Annotated in this window: 14 protein-coding genes and 2 pseudogenes; 8 read left to right on the plus strand and 8 right to left on the minus strand. The window is 43.7% G+C overall.

The genetic code is table 11. From position 1 onward, the window contains the following. Positions 1-74: 74 nt before the first annotated feature. Both V7D75_RS07880 and V7D75_RS07885 read right to left on the minus strand, forming a co-directional pair. A pseudogene (locus V7D75_RS07880) lies at positions 75-1515 on the minus strand (flavin-containing monooxygenase). Between the two features lie 227 nt (positions 1516-1742). Beyond that, complete coding sequence (locus V7D75_RS07885) at positions 1743-2456, minus strand: RluA family pseudouridine synthase (protein ID WP_333614127.1); 714 nt, start codon at positions 2454-2456, stop codon at positions 1743-1745. 370 nt (positions 2457-2826) lie between these two features. Between V7D75_RS07885 and trxA the strand changes: the two genes are divergently transcribed. The 3 genes from trxA (at position 2827) to V7D75_RS07900 (ending at position 5519) form a co-directional block, all read left to right on the plus strand. Further along, a complete protein-coding gene (gene trxA, locus V7D75_RS07890) occupies positions 2827-3144 on the plus strand; it encodes a thioredoxin (RefSeq protein ID WP_333614128.1) in 318 nt (105 codons plus the stop codon). Between the two features lie 573 nt (positions 3145-3717). Continuing rightward, positions 3718-4986: a transcription termination factor Rho gene (rho, locus tag V7D75_RS07895; protein WP_068403707.1), complete on the plus strand. Its 1269-nt coding sequence runs from the start codon at positions 3718-3720 to the stop codon at positions 4984-4986. A 293-nt stretch (positions 4987-5279) separates the two neighbouring features. Further along, on the plus strand, positions 5280-5519 hold the full coding sequence (locus V7D75_RS07900; RefSeq protein WP_333614129.1) for a hypothetical protein: 240 nt from the start codon (positions 5280-5282) through the stop codon (positions 5517-5519). 196 nt (positions 5520-5715) lie between these two features. On the opposite strand, the pseudogene ypfJ reads toward V7D75_RS07900, so the two are convergent. Beyond that, a pseudogene (gene ypfJ / locus V7D75_RS07905) lies at positions 5716-6595 on the minus strand (KPN_02809 family neutral zinc metallopeptidase). Between the two features lie 495 nt (positions 6596-7090). Here ypfJ and V7D75_RS07910 point away from each other — a divergent pair. After that, complete coding sequence (locus V7D75_RS07910; protein WP_198328953.1) at positions 7091-7447, plus strand: hypothetical protein; 357 nt, start codon at positions 7091-7093, stop codon at positions 7445-7447. 188 nt (positions 7448-7635) lie between these two features. On the opposite strand, the gene V7D75_RS07915 is transcribed toward V7D75_RS07910, so the two are convergent. The 5 genes from V7D75_RS07915 to rpmI all read right to left on the minus strand — a co-directional run bounded on the left by V7D75_RS07915 (position 7636) and on the right by rpmI (position 12737). Further along, positions 7636-7935 carry an integration host factor subunit alpha gene (locus tag V7D75_RS07915; protein WP_011281249.1) on the minus strand — a complete coding sequence of 100 codons (300 nt, stop codon included), beginning with the start codon at positions 7933-7935 and terminating at the stop codon, positions 7636-7638. Between the two features lie 248 nt (positions 7936-8183). Then, positions 8184-10598 (minus strand): phenylalanine--tRNA ligase subunit beta, encoded by a 2415-nt coding sequence (gene pheT, locus V7D75_RS07920; protein ID WP_333614130.1) that lies wholly within the window; start codon positions 10596-10598, stop codon positions 8184-8186. A gap of 68 nt (positions 10599-10666) precedes the next feature. Beyond that, the gene (gene pheS, locus V7D75_RS07925; protein ID WP_333614131.1) at positions 10667-11722 is read right to left on the minus strand and encodes a phenylalanine--tRNA ligase subunit alpha; all 1056 of its coding nucleotides are present in this window, start codon (positions 11720-11722) and stop codon (positions 10667-10669) included. Positions 11723-12051: 329 nt separating this feature from the next. Continuing rightward, complete coding sequence (gene rplT, locus V7D75_RS07930) at positions 12052-12408, minus strand: 50S ribosomal protein L20 (protein WP_058369591.1); 357 nt, start codon at positions 12406-12408, stop codon at positions 12052-12054. Between the two features lie 131 nt (positions 12409-12539). After that, positions 12540-12737 carry a 50S ribosomal protein L35 gene (gene rpmI / locus V7D75_RS07935; protein ID WP_011281253.1) on the minus strand — a complete coding sequence of 66 codons (198 nt, stop codon included), beginning with the start codon at positions 12735-12737 and terminating at the stop codon, positions 12540-12542. Between the two features lie 361 nt (positions 12738-13098). Between rpmI and hisI the strand changes: the two genes are divergently transcribed. The 4 genes from hisI to tatC form a co-directional block, all read left to right on the plus strand. Continuing rightward, positions 13099-13947 (plus strand): phosphoribosyl-AMP cyclohydrolase, encoded by an 849-nt coding sequence (gene hisI / locus V7D75_RS07940; protein WP_333614132.1) that lies wholly within the window; start codon positions 13099-13101, stop codon positions 13945-13947. Between the two features lie 189 nt (positions 13948-14136). Next, a complete protein-coding gene (tatA, locus tag V7D75_RS07945) occupies positions 14137-14376 on the plus strand; it encodes a Sec-independent protein translocase subunit TatA (RefSeq protein ID WP_296191325.1) in 240 nt (79 codons plus the stop codon). Between the two features lie 25 nt (positions 14377-14401). After that, complete coding sequence (gene tatB / locus V7D75_RS07950) at positions 14402-15118, plus strand: Sec-independent protein translocase protein TatB (protein ID WP_333614133.1); 717 nt, start codon at positions 14402-14404, stop codon at positions 15116-15118. After that, positions 15118-15787: twin-arginine translocase subunit TatC (tatC, locus tag V7D75_RS07955; RefSeq protein WP_333614134.1), on the plus strand; the 670-nt coding region annotated here is incomplete at its 3' end. The genes tatB and tatC, both read left to right, overlap by 1 nt.

The following is a 15787-nucleotide window of genomic DNA, read 5'->3' on the forward strand; positions in this document are numbered from 1 at the left end:
GTTTGGCAAAATTTAGCCATTTTTAGACCATTTAGATGTCCATCGATTGAATTGAAGACACGCCCTTATAACACTTAACGACTAAAATTTAACCAGTCATCTTTTACTTTACGGTATTTAAGCATCACGCGGTCACTCAGATAATTATTGGTGACCCGCCAAGGATAAATATCGCCTTGTTTCGGTAATTCGTGTTGCGCGCGCTGCACGTAGCCTGCCGATAACGCGCCCATGACTGTATCCGGCTGCGTATGCGCCTCGCTATGCGCAGTTTTTGCTTGTGGCACTGCCACCTGATAACCGTGCTTATGCATATGGTTGAGCAAGCGCAGCACATACTGACAAGCCAAATCGATTTTGAGCGTCCACGACGCATTGGTATAACCAAATATCAATTGCCTGTCCATCGATATATAGTTTCGCGCCGCCAAGCATTTGCAGCTTTAACCCCGTTGCGGTAACGATGATATCAGCGTCAAGGTGTTTACCAGAGTCAAGCATGATACCAGTTTTGGTAAAGTGGCTGATTTGATCGGTCACGACGGCAGCGCGCTTACCGTGTAATGCCTTAAACAAATCACTGTCTGGCACCGCGCAAAGTCGCTCATCCCACGGATTATAAGTAGGCATAAAATGCGTAATATCAACCCCGCTGCCTTTTAACTCGGTTTTAACACCACGTTTTAATAAGGCTTTTATCACCTTGGGCGCAAACACCGCCGCTCGATACGTCCCTTGTTGCATCAACACATTACGCGCGCGCAGTAGCTTATAAGCTTGCGTTTTTGATAACGGCGAAAATTTACCTGCCAGCCAATCAAGCGCATAATCATCGCCCGGTACGCTTGCCACATAGGTTGGCGAGCGTTGTAGCATAGTAACGTGCTGCGCGCATTGCTCGCCCGCTTCATCGACCATGGCAGGCAATAGCGTCATCGCCGTCGCCCCACTACCGATTATGACGACTTTTTTATCGTCATAAATCACATTTTGCCAATGCTGCGGATGGATGATTTCACCTTGGAAATCTGCTTCGTTTTCAAAAATAGGACGATAACCTTGCTCATAATCATAGTAGCCTGTAGCACCGACGACAAACTTTGCCGTTAAGGCAAATACCTCGCCGCTTACATGATTTTTTACCGTTGCCGTCCACTGCTGACTATGGCTTGACCATGATAGCTGCTGTACTTCGTGCTGATAGCGAATGTGCTCAGAGACGCCAAACTCACGCGCGGTATCGGCAATATAGTTTTTAATATCACCGCCTTTTGCCAATACTCGATGGTCCAACCACGGACGAAAGCTATAGCCAAAGGTTAAAGCATCAGAGTCGGAACGAATACCAGGATAAGTAAACAAATCCCACGTACCGCCCAAATCTGCGCGTTTTTCTAATACCACAAAGCGCTGGCTAGTTTTTTGCCGCTTTCTTGTTGCTCGCTGTTTTAAGCGACTCGGGCTTTTCTGCCCAAACAGCGCTTTATGCTTTTGCTGCTGTAATCGACATGCCATACCGATACCGGCAATCCCTGCGCCGATGATAAGTACCTCGCAATCGACGGGCGTCTTTGAGGTAGATGACGACGATTTAGGTTTAAAGCGCTGTTTAAGCGTCTGTTTAGCGGTATTGATATCAAGCATAATACGATCCTTGTTTTTGCATGATTGATTTAAAAAAAGCTATTTAGAATAGGCTTATTAAAAAGATTTGTTAAAAATAGCTTATTAGAAAGGAGTTGCTAAAAAGGGCATGGGCTTTCCCAATCCATCCAAGCACCAAGGGTTGGATGTTTAAGGCGCAATTGCTGGGCATGTAAATTCAGCCTTGGCGCAATCGTTAAGGCGTCACCTTCAGCATAGATTGGGTCGCCAATCATCACATGACCGACGTGCACCATATGCACGCGCAGCTGATGACTACGACCAGTCACGGGCTTTAACAGCACGCGAGTGACGGCCTGACCATTGCATTCTTCATGCGCCAATACCTCATACAGCGTCAATGCATGCTTTGACCAATCATGGTCAACGATATGTCGCGGTTTGGTCGTGGGCTCATAGCGTACCGGCACTGATATCTCACCTTTGGCACCAACATGCTGCCACCCCCCAAAGACGCGCGCTTGATAGCTTTTTTGCGGCAGCCGGTCGATGAATTGCTTACTAATATGGCTTTGCGCGGCGGCATTTTTGGCAAAAATAAGCAGCCCTGAAGTATCCATATCTAGACGATGGATCAACTTTACCGCTGGATTGGCACGCTCAAGCCGTGCCAATAAACTTACCTTAAGGCTTTTACCATCGACGCTTAACAGTCCGGCGGGCTTATCAACAACCCAAATGTCATCGTCTTCATAGACAGTAATGTCTTGGGCGAATTTTTGGAAAAACGCAAGAGGATAGGCGTTTTCTTGGGCATTTAAGGCGTTTATTGCTTCATCGGTAAAAGGCATAAAAATGGGCTACTTATATAAAAGGTTGGTAGTTTAAAAATAGATTATTCTAATAAGGCAATAAATGATATTAGGGTTTAGAAATATTAACGGCGCTACACGGTAAACATGCTAGATGTAGAATAATGCTCGCAAGAGATTAGGGTGACAGATAAAACATAACCTGTGTCATTATGTGTCGATTTATTGTGCTAATAGTAATTGTTAAACATTTTAACCCGCCTGCATCTGTCAACTTTGAGCAAACATGTTAATATAATGGCAGATTTTCACCACCTTCCAACCATTCTTTAACCACTCATCGCTCGAATATGACAGCCGTATTTTATGATGACTGGTGATAGAAATAATAAAACAAGAGAGATAAATTATGTCAGACCTTATTGTTAATACTACTGATGCAAACTTCGACCAAGACGTCCTACAATCTGATATGCCAGTGCTAGTAGACTTTTGGGCAACTTGGTGTGGTCCTTGTAAAGCCATCGCGCCTATTTTAGAAGATTTGGCGAGCGAGTACCAAGGTAAAGTTAAAGTCGACGTCGATAACAACCCACAAGCAGCGAGCCGTTTTGGTATCCGCAACATTCCAACGCTATTTGTCTTTAAAGATGGCGAAAAAGTCGATTCAGTCATGGGCTTACAGCCAAAAGCTGAACTTGCTAAAGTATTAGATAAACATCTATAAGTTCGGTTAATAAACGCCATTTAATAATCGCTAAAAGGCGTTTGTTAAAAATAGCGATTTTAAAGAACGCGCTATGATATTTATAAAGTACGTATTGAAAAAGCCATTATCTTTTTGAGCTAATGGCTTTTTTGCTGCTTTTCTGAGCAAAAAGCTGGATATTATAGCTTTTTTGGCAAAAATTATTGACAAGGCTGTCTTGAACGCCGTATAGTCTGCTGACAAGAGAAAACTAATCATTTTCCTAAGTGTCTTGTCGCTATTCTCCTCGTGTTTATCAACAAAAACACAATCGTCATTATAAAACACCACTACTGAACGCAATGACTAAACACAATTACTGATATTGAGTTTTTGACGCAGACTCTTATGTAGACTTCTTTATCTTCACTTTTTATAAACCTGCCTGACTGTCTTGTAAGGCGTTTATAAGCTGGCACGTAAAACAAATCCTACATAAGCCCCAAGCCCTGTGTATATACCCTCTATCGCCCTACACTCACTGTTTAATCCTTGTCGTGATTTGTGCTGATAATGGCATCTCTCATCTGATCAACTGCTAATGACCTATCTATGAATCTTACTGAACTAAAGAAAAAATCAATCGCTGAGCTATTGGCCATCGCCAAAGAAATGGGCCTTGATAATATGGCGCGTAGCCGTAAACAAGACATTATCTTTGCTATCTTAAAAACCCACGCCCGTAACGGCGAAGCCATCTACGGCGACGGTGTGCTTGAGGTACTTCCTGATGGTTTTGGCTTTTTACGCTCATCAGAGGGCTCTTATTTAGCAGGCCCTGACGACATTTATGTCAGTCCGAGCCAAATTCGCCGTTTTAGTCTCAAGACAGGCGACAGTATTGCGGGCACCATTCGTCCGCCTAAAGATTCTGAGCGTTATTTTGCGCTACTAAAAGTTGGCGAAATCAACTTTGATACCCCAGATCGCTCGCGTCATAAGCTGATTTTTGAGAACTTAACGCCATTATTTCCAACTGAGCAATTAAAGCTAGAGCTTGGTAATGGCACCACTGAAGATTTGACTGGTCGTATCATCGACCTGATTGCCCCGATTGGTAAAGGACAGCGCTCGATTATCGTTGCACCGCCAAAAGCGGGTAAAACCATGCTCTTGCAATCTATTGCTCAGTCTATTACCCGCAATAATCCTGAATGCTATCTTATCGTCTTGCTCATTGATGAGCGTCCAGAAGAAGTGACCGAGATGGAACGCACTGTGCGCGGTGAAGTCGTTGCCTCAACCTTTGATGAGCCACCGCAGCGCCATGTCCAAGTCGCCGAAATGGTCATCGAAAAAGCCAAACGTTTGGTCGAGCACAAGCAAGACGTGGTCATTTTGCTTGATTCTATCACCCGTCTTGCCCGTGCTTACAATACCGTTATTCCATCATCTGGTAAAGTATTGACCGGTGGTTTGGATGCCAACGCCCTTGAGCGTCCAAAACGCTTCTTTGGCGCGGCACGTAACGTCGAAGAAGGCGGCAGCTTAACCATTATTGCCAGTGCCTTGATTGATACAGGTAGTAAAATGGACAGCGTTATCTTTGAAGAGTTTAAAGGCACGGGTAACCAAGAAATCACCCTTGAGCGTGACTTAGCCGAAAAACGCGTCTTCCCTGCGATTAATATCAAAAAATCCGGTACCCGCCGCGAAGAGCGCCTGCTTGATGAGGACAAACTACGTAAAGTTTGGATATTGCGTAAACTGTTACAACCGATGGATGGCGTGCAAGCGACTGAGTTTTTGCTTGATCGTTTAAAAGAAGCCAAAACCAACGATGAATTCTTTGAGCAAATGAAACGTAAGTCACAAAATTAGACCGATAGCATGACTTATAGATTAAAAAAGACCACTTTATGTGGTCTTTTTGGTTTTGCAATTACGCAATTGCAAAAAACAGTTAGCGGACTATCATTATAAATACAATAACTATAAGCAAAACCCCTACCAATGATACAGCGAAGTAACATAATTTACCGTATATTTGCAAAGCTTAGCGTTTCTACTACGGCTTGATAGAGACAAACAAGCTATTATTAAAAGTAGTACAGACATATTTAGATACATCCTGTATATTGGATTTCAAATTTGACAACTTAATAGGTGATACCATGAAATTTGCTAAAACTTTTGCACTAACTGCGATTGCAAGCTCAGCTTTGATGATGGGCGGTTGTGCTAACAATGGTTATGGTTATAACAGCGGCTTGAGCAACACTGCTAAAGGCGCAACTGCTGGTGCAGCGGCTGGCGCAGGACGCCGCCGCCCACCTGGCACTGTTGACCGAAGACATCGCTCGCGGTGCAATCGGCGGCGCAGCAATCGGCGGCGCAGGTGCTTATATCCTTGACCAAACTCGTTAATTACTATTCGTTAGCTATGATTAAATCATTATCTTAATTAAGATGATAGATTCTATGAGTATTGAAAGAAGATAGCTGACTATTAAATAGTTAGCAAGAAAAAAGCCTGCAATGGATTTGCAGGCTTTTTTACGTTTATAGGGTAAGTAATACCTAAATATTCCTATAACGCCCTACTAAACTCTATAGCGCGCCGCTAAAAGTATCGCACGCTTGCACATTACCGCTCTCTAAACCACGGGTAAACCATTGCACGCGCTGTTGACTGGTTCCATGAGTGAAATTATCTGGTACCACCGCCACTGGCACGCGCTAAACGGTCATCACCGATTTGACTGGCCGCATTGATGGCTTCATCAATGTCTCCCGCTTCTAAGAACTGTACGCGCTCTTGATTGCGCTGCGCCCAGACGCCTGCAAAACAATCGGCTTGTAGTTCTTGCATGACGGATAATTTATTGGCCTGCGCGCGTGTTACTTGACGACTGGCTTCATTGACTTGCTGAGTAATACCAAGCAAAGTCTGCACGTGGTGACCGACCTCATGAGAGATGACATAGGCTTGCGCAAAGTCTCCCGCTTTACCTTGATTTTCACTATCGCCTGAGCCTTGTTCATCGCCAGTAATACCCAAACTTTGACGCATTTCTACAAAAAACGACGTATCCAAATATACCGTTTGATCGCCGGGGCAATAAAAAGGCCCGGTGGCGGCGCTGGCACTGCCGCAAGCTGAGCTGACCTGTCCATTAAATAAAATCAATGACGGCTCTTTATAAGTGCTCCCCGCCTCGTTAAATATCTGATGCCAAACTTCCTCTGTATCCGCCAATACAACTTTTACAAAGCGTGTATCACGGTCATCACTAGTGGCAGGTTGGGTAGACGTATTGCCGCCGCCCGTAATCACTTGCCCCGTTTGCAAGGCGGTCATCGGATTGACTCCAAACACTAGCCATAAAATACCAGCAATGATAATACCGCCAATACCGCCACCAATCATTTTGCCGCCGCCACTGGTGGTGCGCACATTTGAGCTGCCACGTCTGTCTTGCCACTTCATAATGTTTCTCCTAAAAATCCAATAGCATGCCTATCACTATCGTAGTAAACCCTATTATTTGATTATTAATGTTATAAGATACATGACTCATTCCGTTGATTTTATATTCTAGCTTTCAACCATAATCGCTTCTATATTTTTGCTTTATTTTAATGTCAATTTTATTGATAAATAGCCTATCAATAATCTCAAAACACGCTTAAAATCCTAAAGAAAATCCTTTTATCAAAAAAGCGCTAAAACGTCCTGATGTCATTGATTATACGTCGATTAATTTGGCATGTTGTATTAAAAAGTATATTAAATGAGCAAGTTAAAAGTCGGTTTACAATTTTATTGTTACTTAATTGTACAACCTCTTTCCATGCAGAAAGAAATCATATAGAATGCGTGAAAGCTGAGTAGCTGTAATTAATACTAGTTGAATTCTGGGACATCTCGGATATTCAACCTTTTTTGCTGCTACTGATCATTTCATTTTCCCGGAGAAACCCTATGAAACTTAAATTACTTGCTCTAGCTGGTATCATGACTGCAACTATGGGCCTTACTGCCTGTGATAGCAACAAAGAAAACGCTGCTGAAGATTTATCTGACGCGCAAGAAGAAGTGCAAGACGCTTCTGAAGAGCTAAACGAAGCTGCTGCTGAAGGCGAAGCGGTACCTGCAGAAGCTGAAGCTGCTGTAGCTGATGCTGAAGCTGATATCGCTGATGCACAAGCTACTACTGCTACTGACGAAGTTGATGCTGAAGTACCTGTAGACGGTACTACTACTAGCGTTGATGTAGCTAGCGAAACTCCAGCTGTTGACGCTGCTGACGAAGTTGTTGTTGAAGAACCAGCTCAGTAATTTTTATTTTTCATAATAAAAGTACTGCAGTAAAAAAAAGAGAGCCTATGCTCTCTTTTTTTATGTCTACTATTTATGTTTTATAAAAAGTAGTATGATATAAAAGCGCTACATAAAAAATGATGGTTATCACAGTAATATATTCAATAGACTGTGATAACCATCATTTTCACTTACTGCCGAGATTATTATTGGTCAAATAAGCGCTCATCCACTTGCTGGCGAAATTTCTGGCCAGTTTTAAAGGTGACGACGCGGCGTGCTGACACGGCAACAGGCTCGCCTGTCTTTGGGTTGCGCCCAGGACGGCTGTTTTTATCTTTAAGCTCAAAGTTGCCAAAGCCTGACAGCTTGACCTCTTTGCCATCAATCAAACTCTCTGACAACTCGTCAAAAAAATTCTCCACCAAACAGCGGCCTTCTTGGCGTGTCAGGTTAAGATGACTCATCAAATGCTCAATCATGTCAGATTTGGTTAAGGTGCTCACAGTACGACTCCTATGCTATGTCGTGATGTCGAATATCATGGTTTAGCGGTATGAGAATTAATGTTAGTTATTATAAAGGTTTTTTGTCCTCTTTTTCATAAAGTCTGCATGAAAATCCTTTATTAATAACCACTTAACTTTTTTAAAGATGAAAATTTATCTAAGATAAACATTTTTATAAATAGCAAAACGCCATAGCCTCATTTATGCAGAGGCTATAGAGCGTTTTAGATGGTTGTATCTTGGTTTTAGCTATCACGCAACTGAGCGGCGTGCTGTTCAGTTAGCGCTTGCACGACTTTATCTGTCGCCGTTTTTACTGCGTCATCAGATAAGGTCTGTGCTTTGTCTTGCCATATTAAAGCAAACGCTAAAGAGCGTTGACCGGTCGGTACTTTGTCGCCTTGATACACATCAAATAACCATAAATCTGTCAGCAATTCACCAGCTGTGGCACGAATCGTCGCCTGCAGGGTCTGTAAGCTGATGTCACTATCGACTAAGATGGCGATATCGCGGCGCACTTGTGGGAATTTGCTTGGCGTGGTGATAGCGTGTTGTTCACGCACCAAAGTTAATAATGGCGCCAGTGACAATTGCGCCACCCACGTCGCTGGCAAGTCTAGCTGTTTAGCGGTATTAGGATGGAGTTGACCCAACCAACCGACGTATACCTCATCGATATAAAGCTTGGCGCTTTGACCCGGATGTAAGAAGGCAAGCGCACTACGCTCATAGCGGATACGCGCACTGTCGATTTGCGCAGGTAATAACTGCTCAATATCATGTTTAAGATCATAAAAGTCTAGCGCACGGTTTTGATACGCTTGCTCATCCCAAACATCGCCAACTGCGACTAACGCAATACTTGGCGTTTGTACCAACTCGCTAATACTTTGACCGACAAAGCTTAAACCCGTTTCAAAGAAACGCACGCGCGGCTGCTGACGATTGAGGTTATATTGCACACAAGGCAATAAGCTTGATAGCAAAGTACGGCGCATCACTGCCAAGTCGCTAGAGATAGGATTGGCCAATGCCAACACTTCGCCCAGCGCTTTATCATCGAGCAAGGCTTCTATTTTTGCATCACTAAAGCTAAAGCTAATGGCTTCCATATAGCCATTATCGACTAGCGCGAGCTTCATCTCGTGCGTCAAGTCTGCGGTATCGTCATAATCCATACTGACTTGCAAATGTGGCAAGACGCTTGGAATATTATCATAACCGTAAATACGGGCAATCTCTTCGATTAAGTCTTCCTTAATACTCATATCAAAGCGATACGATGGCGGCGTGCAAATCAGTCTATCGGCTTGCTGCTCTACCTCAAAGCCTAATTGAGTCAAAATACGCACCATCACGGATGGGTCAATCTCAATTCCGATGACCTCACGGACCTTGTTAATTGGCAAAGTAATCGGCGTACGTGCTGGCAAGTGCTCGCTATTTTCTACTTTTACTATTTGCCCAGCTTGCGAGTTCGTGACACTGGTAATCAAATCAACAGCACGCGCTAGTGCTAACGCTGGCAATTCAAAATCAACACCACGCTCAAAACGTTGTGAGGCATCGGTATGCAGACCAAAACGGCGAGCGCGTGCAGCGATCGCTAAGGGGTTAAAAAAGGCACTTTCTAGGACAATATTGGTCGTACTATCAGTCACACTACTGCGCTGACCGCCCATGATACCAGCAAGTGCCAATGCGCCTTTCTCATCAGCAATGACCAACTCATCGCCGGTTAGAGTAATGGTTTGCTCATTTAATAAGGTAATGGTCTCGCTAGGCTGCGCCAAACGTACTACGATATCACCTTCAATGGTATCAGCATCAAACGCATGTAGCGGTTGGCCGAGTTCCATCAATACATAGTTGGTCACGTCAACTAAGAAGTTATGCGAGCGCAGTCCCGATTGGACTAGCGCATCTTGCATCCATTTCGGCGTATCGATGCTACGATCAATGTTGTTGATTGATTGGAGTAAATAGCGTGGGCACGCTTCAACCGCACTTACTGTTACTGCTGGCGTAGTATTTTCAGTACCGTTAGAGTCAGTTGGCACGTTGGCAGGAATCTCAGGCTGCTGCATCGGCAAATCGTTAATGACTGATATTTCGCGCGCGATACCGCGTACGCTGAAGCAATCTCCGCGGTTTGGGGTGATAGAGATATCTAGTATTTGATTGTCTAAACCCAGATACTCACGGATATCCATGCCAATCGGTGCATCACTTGGCAACTCAAGCAGGCCATCGATGCTATCGATTAAATCAATTTCAGAGGCACCGCAAAGCATACCGTTAGAGTCGACACCGCGTAGGTTGCCATTTTTAATTGTAAAGCCTTCTGCGTCGTTAGATGGTAAAACGGCACCAACGGTCGCAACCGGCGCTTTCATACCAACCGTCACATTGGGCGCGCCGCAAACGATTTGTAACGGCTCAGCGGCACCAATATTGACCTGCGTGACGCGCAGTTTATCGGCATCGGGATGCTGTTCAACGCTGATTACCTCACCTACTACCACTCCGCTAAAAGCACGAGCAACTGCAAAGCGATCGTCAATCTCAAGCCCTGCCATTGTAAGCTGTTCAGCCAATTGCTCACTGCTATTGTTGGGGTTTACCCATTGACGTAGCCACTGTTCGCTAATTTTCATAAATATCTCGGATCTGAATTTTATAATAAAGATTTTAGAATAAAGGGTGACGTATTAATAACGACCATCTAGCCAAACTGTTTTAAGAAGCGTACGTCGTTTTGGAAAAACAGGCGTAAATCGTCAATACCGTAGTACAGCATTGCAAAGCGCTCAATACCCATGCCAAAAGCAAAGCCGGTGTATTTTTCGCTATCAATACCGCAATTGGTCAGCACCTGTGGGTGTACCATGCCGCAGCCCATGACTTCGAGCCATTTACCATTATCATCGAGGATATCAACTTCAGCAGAAGGCTCGGTAAATGGGAAGAATGACGGGCGGAAACGCACGGTTAATTCTTTAGCAAAGAATGCTTCTAAGAACTCGCTAATCAAACCTTTTAACTCAGCAAAGGTGCTCGATTCTGTCACCATCAGCCCTTCCAACTGATGGAACATCGGCGAATGGGTTTGATCTGAGTCATTACGATAGACGCGGCCTGGGCAAATAATACGAATCGGCGGCTCATTCTTTTCCATGGTGCGAATTTGCACGGGGCTGGTATGGGTACGCAGTAAATAATGCGCATCAAAATAAAAGGTATCGTGCATCGCCCGTGCTGGATGATGCGATGGGATATTTAGCGCTTCAAAATTATAATAATCGCTCTCAACTTCAGGGCCAGTCGCAACATTAAAACCCGCTTGGATAAAATACTGCTGCATACGCTGGGTAATCATGGTCACTGGATGCAGATGACCTTTTTGACCACCGCGCGCAGGCAAAGTAATATCAATGCTCTCGCTGGCAAGCTTGGCATTTAATGCCGCCACTTCTAGCTCTTGCTGCTGCGCCGTCAATGCATCTTGAATACGGCTACGCACTTGATGTAACCAGCCGCCGTAATTTTTTTTGTCATCGCTGCTAAGTTTGCCCATCTGCTTTGACCAGCCGGTTAATGGGCTTTTTTTACCGGTCAGTTGCACACGTAAATCTTGTAGCGCGCGCACATCGGTTACTTGTAAAGCTAACGCTTCAGCAGCACTGGCAAACTCATTTAACTGAGCTTCGTTTAACTCGCTGAGCTCGGTGGACAAGGTCGGTAGCGCCGACAAATCGGTGGTAGCAGCAGGGGTAGTCATAAGACGCATTCTTCCTGATTTAAACGGACTATTAAGGATAGTGATTTATAATTGTAGGGATTTGACCAAATATTGCAAACCATTTACCCATTCATTTTCAACCAAAGGCGTGTGATATAAATGGCTTGAATATTTAGACAATAAAAAGTGCAACTTCACTAAAAACGTTTTACGTTTTTGCGGTGTAAAACTGGTCGTAAAATAATTTAATATAAAAAAAGCCACCGACCAGCGGTAGCTTTTATTAATATCGTACTATTAATCAATATTAGTGCTATCCATCTAAGCAATCACTCAAACAAGCGGAATACTTAAAGGATAATTAATATTTAGGCTAATTCCGCTTTTGCTTTTTCAACTAAGGCGGTGAAAGTCGCTGCATCATGCATGGCGATGTCAGCAAGTACGCGACGATCGATAGCGATGTTTGCTTTTTTCAAGCCGTTGATAAGGCGGCTATAGCTTAAGCCGTTTAAGCGTGCACCAGCATTGATACGTGCAATCCAAAGACGACGGAAAGTACGTTTTTTGTTGCGACGGTCACGATATGCATATTGACCAGCTTTGGTCACTGCTTGTACCGCTACGCGATAAACACGTGAACGAGCGCCGTAGTAGCCTTTTGCGCGCTTTAAGATTTTTTTGTGACGGCGATTTGCCTGTACACCACGTTTTACACGGGCCATAAATTACTCCAAGATTTTTTAATCATTATTAAACGAATCACGATGTCATCAAATAATTGACTAATAGACATCGTTATCAAATTGCAAAATCAAATATCTTTAATTGATTAAAGCTAAATGACGTTAGGCTATTAGATGTATGGGCACATACGACGAACTGCTGCTTCGTCAGACTTGTCCACCATCTTTAGACCGCGCAACTGGCGAATACGCTTAGCTGATTTCTTGGTCAAGATATGGCTTTTGAATGCTTGTTTACGCTTAAAGCCGTTCGCTGTTTTTTTGAAGCGTTTAGCGGCGCCGCTTCTGGTTTTCATCTTAACTTTCATGATGATTTGCCTCTTTGTCTTTGATAGAACCTGGTCGTCAAATAGTAAAAACGAATAGTCGCTTTAAAAACAAGCACTAAACGGCTATTTGCCTCGAGGTGGGAGGCGCTATTTTAGCAGATAGTACGCTGTTTTGCCAAGGAAAGTTTTTATCGCTATTTTATAGGGTGCGTTAGTTGCTATTAAATAAATACAATGCGTATAAAAACGTGCTGCTGTTATAATTGCGCTTTATTTCCTGCATTAACATATTGAATGTCAGTGATAGCTGTGTTTAAGTAGAGATTGAGCGCTATTTTTAATACTTTCTTTAATACCGTTTACCCCTTTCTCATTTCTTTTATAAGACGACTGATAGATTATGACTTTACCTGCTTGGCTTGCTGCCGTAAATTTTAATGCTGATGGTTTGATTCCTGCGATTGCTCAAGACTATGTATCCGGACGTATTTTGATGATGGCGTGGATGAACGCCGAATCCCTGCAATTGACTGCCGAAACGCAGACAGCGGTGTATTTTTCGCGCTCGCGTGGCAAGTTATGGCATAAGGGCGAATCGTCTGGGCATACCCAGCGCGTGCATGATATTCGTCTAGATTGCGACGCTGATGTGATTGTACTGAGCGTCACGCAAGCGGGCGGTATTGCATGTCATACTGGCCGCGAGTCTTGTTTTTATCAGCGTTTGGATTTGTCAGGGCAAACACCTGAATGGCAAACCGTCGATAAAGTATTAAAAGATCCTGCAGAGATTTATCAGACAAACGCCGCAGCAAAAGCCACGCCTAAAATTAATGAAGCGGCGGCGGAAGATATAGACCATTCGCACACCCGTCAAAATAACAGCCTTGTTACCACTCATTCTATTTTGCAGCAGCTTGATAGGGTATTGGCCGAGCGCAAAAAAGCGGACGCTGACAGCTCTTATGTGGCAAGTCTATATGCCAAGGGTCTCAATAAAATATTAGAAAAAGTAGGCGAAGAAAGTACTGAAAGTATCATCGCGGCCAAAGACTTAGCCAATTGTGATGAAAATAGCGACAAAGCCCAGTATGACGAAGCGCGTCACGAGCTGATCTATGAGGTCGCTGATGTCTGGTTTCATAGTTTAGTTGGGCTGGCATGGTTTGATATAGAATCAGAAGCGGTATTAAATGAGCTAGGCCGACGTTTTGGTCTGTCAGGCATTGATGAAAAAGCCGCTCGATAGCTTTTTATAGGATTAGCTATTACCCTGTTTGATTATTGTTGCTTTCACCTTTTTACCCTGACGGCAGGTTATAATATAGCTCTGTTTTATTTCGCATAAGATGTCGATACTTTTTGTTTACGATAGCAACTTCCTATACACTCAAAGTATTCATATAAAGACTAAAAACCAAGACAGAAGGATAGCATCATGGGTAGTTTTTCCATTACGCATTGGCTGATTTTATTGGTGGTGGTGGTGGTCGTATTTGGCACCTCCAAGCTAAGAAATGCCGGTAAAGATTTGGGCGGCGCGGTCAAAGGTTTTAAAGAAGCCGTCAAAGATGAAAATACCGAACATGCCAAAAAGCAAGTCGTGCTTGATCATGATGGCAATGCGCACACTGAAGAGCGAACAACCACTAAGGTTGATGACAAGCATAATGTATAGCATTTAATAGTGGCATTGGGACATTATGTTTGATATCGGGTTTTCTGAATTATTGCTTTTTGGCGTCATTGCCTTAATCGTTTTGGGGCCAGAAAAACTGCCCCAAGCGGCGCGTACGGCTGGGCAGTGGTATGCCAAAATTCGCCGCACGGTGTCTACGTTGCAGTCTGAAATCGAAGCTGAGCTTGACTTGGCAGAGACGCGGCAACAGATGCAAAAAGAGCTGGCTAAAATTCGTGAGACTGAAGCTGAAATGCGCCGTGAGATGGCAGAAATGCGCGGCAGTCTGCAAGAGTTTGAATCCTCGCAAAACCAGCATCTTAAAGCTGCGCATCAAGTTAATACTGCTAAAGTGGATAGTGATAGTAATAAAATCGATCATGAAAAAGACGAGCATTCATTAGCAACGCCAAAAGAATTTGACTACGCTTATGACAGCTATGACTCCGATAAAAAATTAACAGCGCCTGAACCATCAGAATCACAGAACTCAAACAATGACGCTAGTCTAAAAACTGATGTTAACGACAATGCCCATCAAATGATCCAAACCGCCATCACCAAACCGTGGGAAAACATGTGGTTCCGTCTGGGCGCTTATGATAAAGCAAGGCGTCTGCCGCAGCCGCCCTACCTGCCCAATTATAAAGCCGATACGTTATTAAATAACCATTTAAATAAACCATCGATTAACAAATCATCAATTCAGCAGGCTTCTGCCAAGCAGCAGGAGAATGATTAGTGGGTTTATTTAAGCGTAAAAAAAGTCGTCAAGAAAAAGTAACGGCTACAGACATCGATGCTATTACAGATGCCGCTGCGCATGATGACTCTGGTGATATATTAAGCTCAATGGCTGATATGCCGATTACTGAGCATTTGATTGAATTGCGTCGGCATCTGATTAAGATATGCGTCGCGGTAATGGTGATATTTTTGGCGTTGGTCGGATTTTCACGCGAGCTCTATGATTTTTTATCCGACCCATTGGTTGCCCAGTTGCCCGCCAACTCAACGATGATAGCAACCGATATCACCTCTAACTTTATGGCGCCGATACGTCTGAGTATCTTTGTGGCGGCATTTTTGGCAATGCCCTATATCTTGTATCAAATTTGGTCGTTTGTCGCGCCCGGGTTATATAAAAAAGAGAAAAAAGTCGCCATTCCTGTACTGATGTCTTCGATATTTTTATTTTATGCGGGCGTGGCGTTTGCTTATTTTATTGTTTTAAAAGGCGTGCTTAAGTTCTTTATTATGTTTGCGCCGCAAAACGTCTTGCCGATGACAGATATCGACAGTTATTTAAGCTTTGCGCTCAAGCTGTTTATGGTGTTTGGGCTTACCTTCGAGATTCCAGTGGTGACTTTACTATTGATATTGGCGGGTGTCGTCTCCATTCAGAGTCTAG

The organism is Psychrobacter sp. (genome assembly GCF_036731945.1).
In the GTDB taxonomy this organism is placed as follows: Bacteria; Pseudomonadota; Gammaproteobacteria; order Pseudomonadales; family Moraxellaceae; genus Psychrobacter.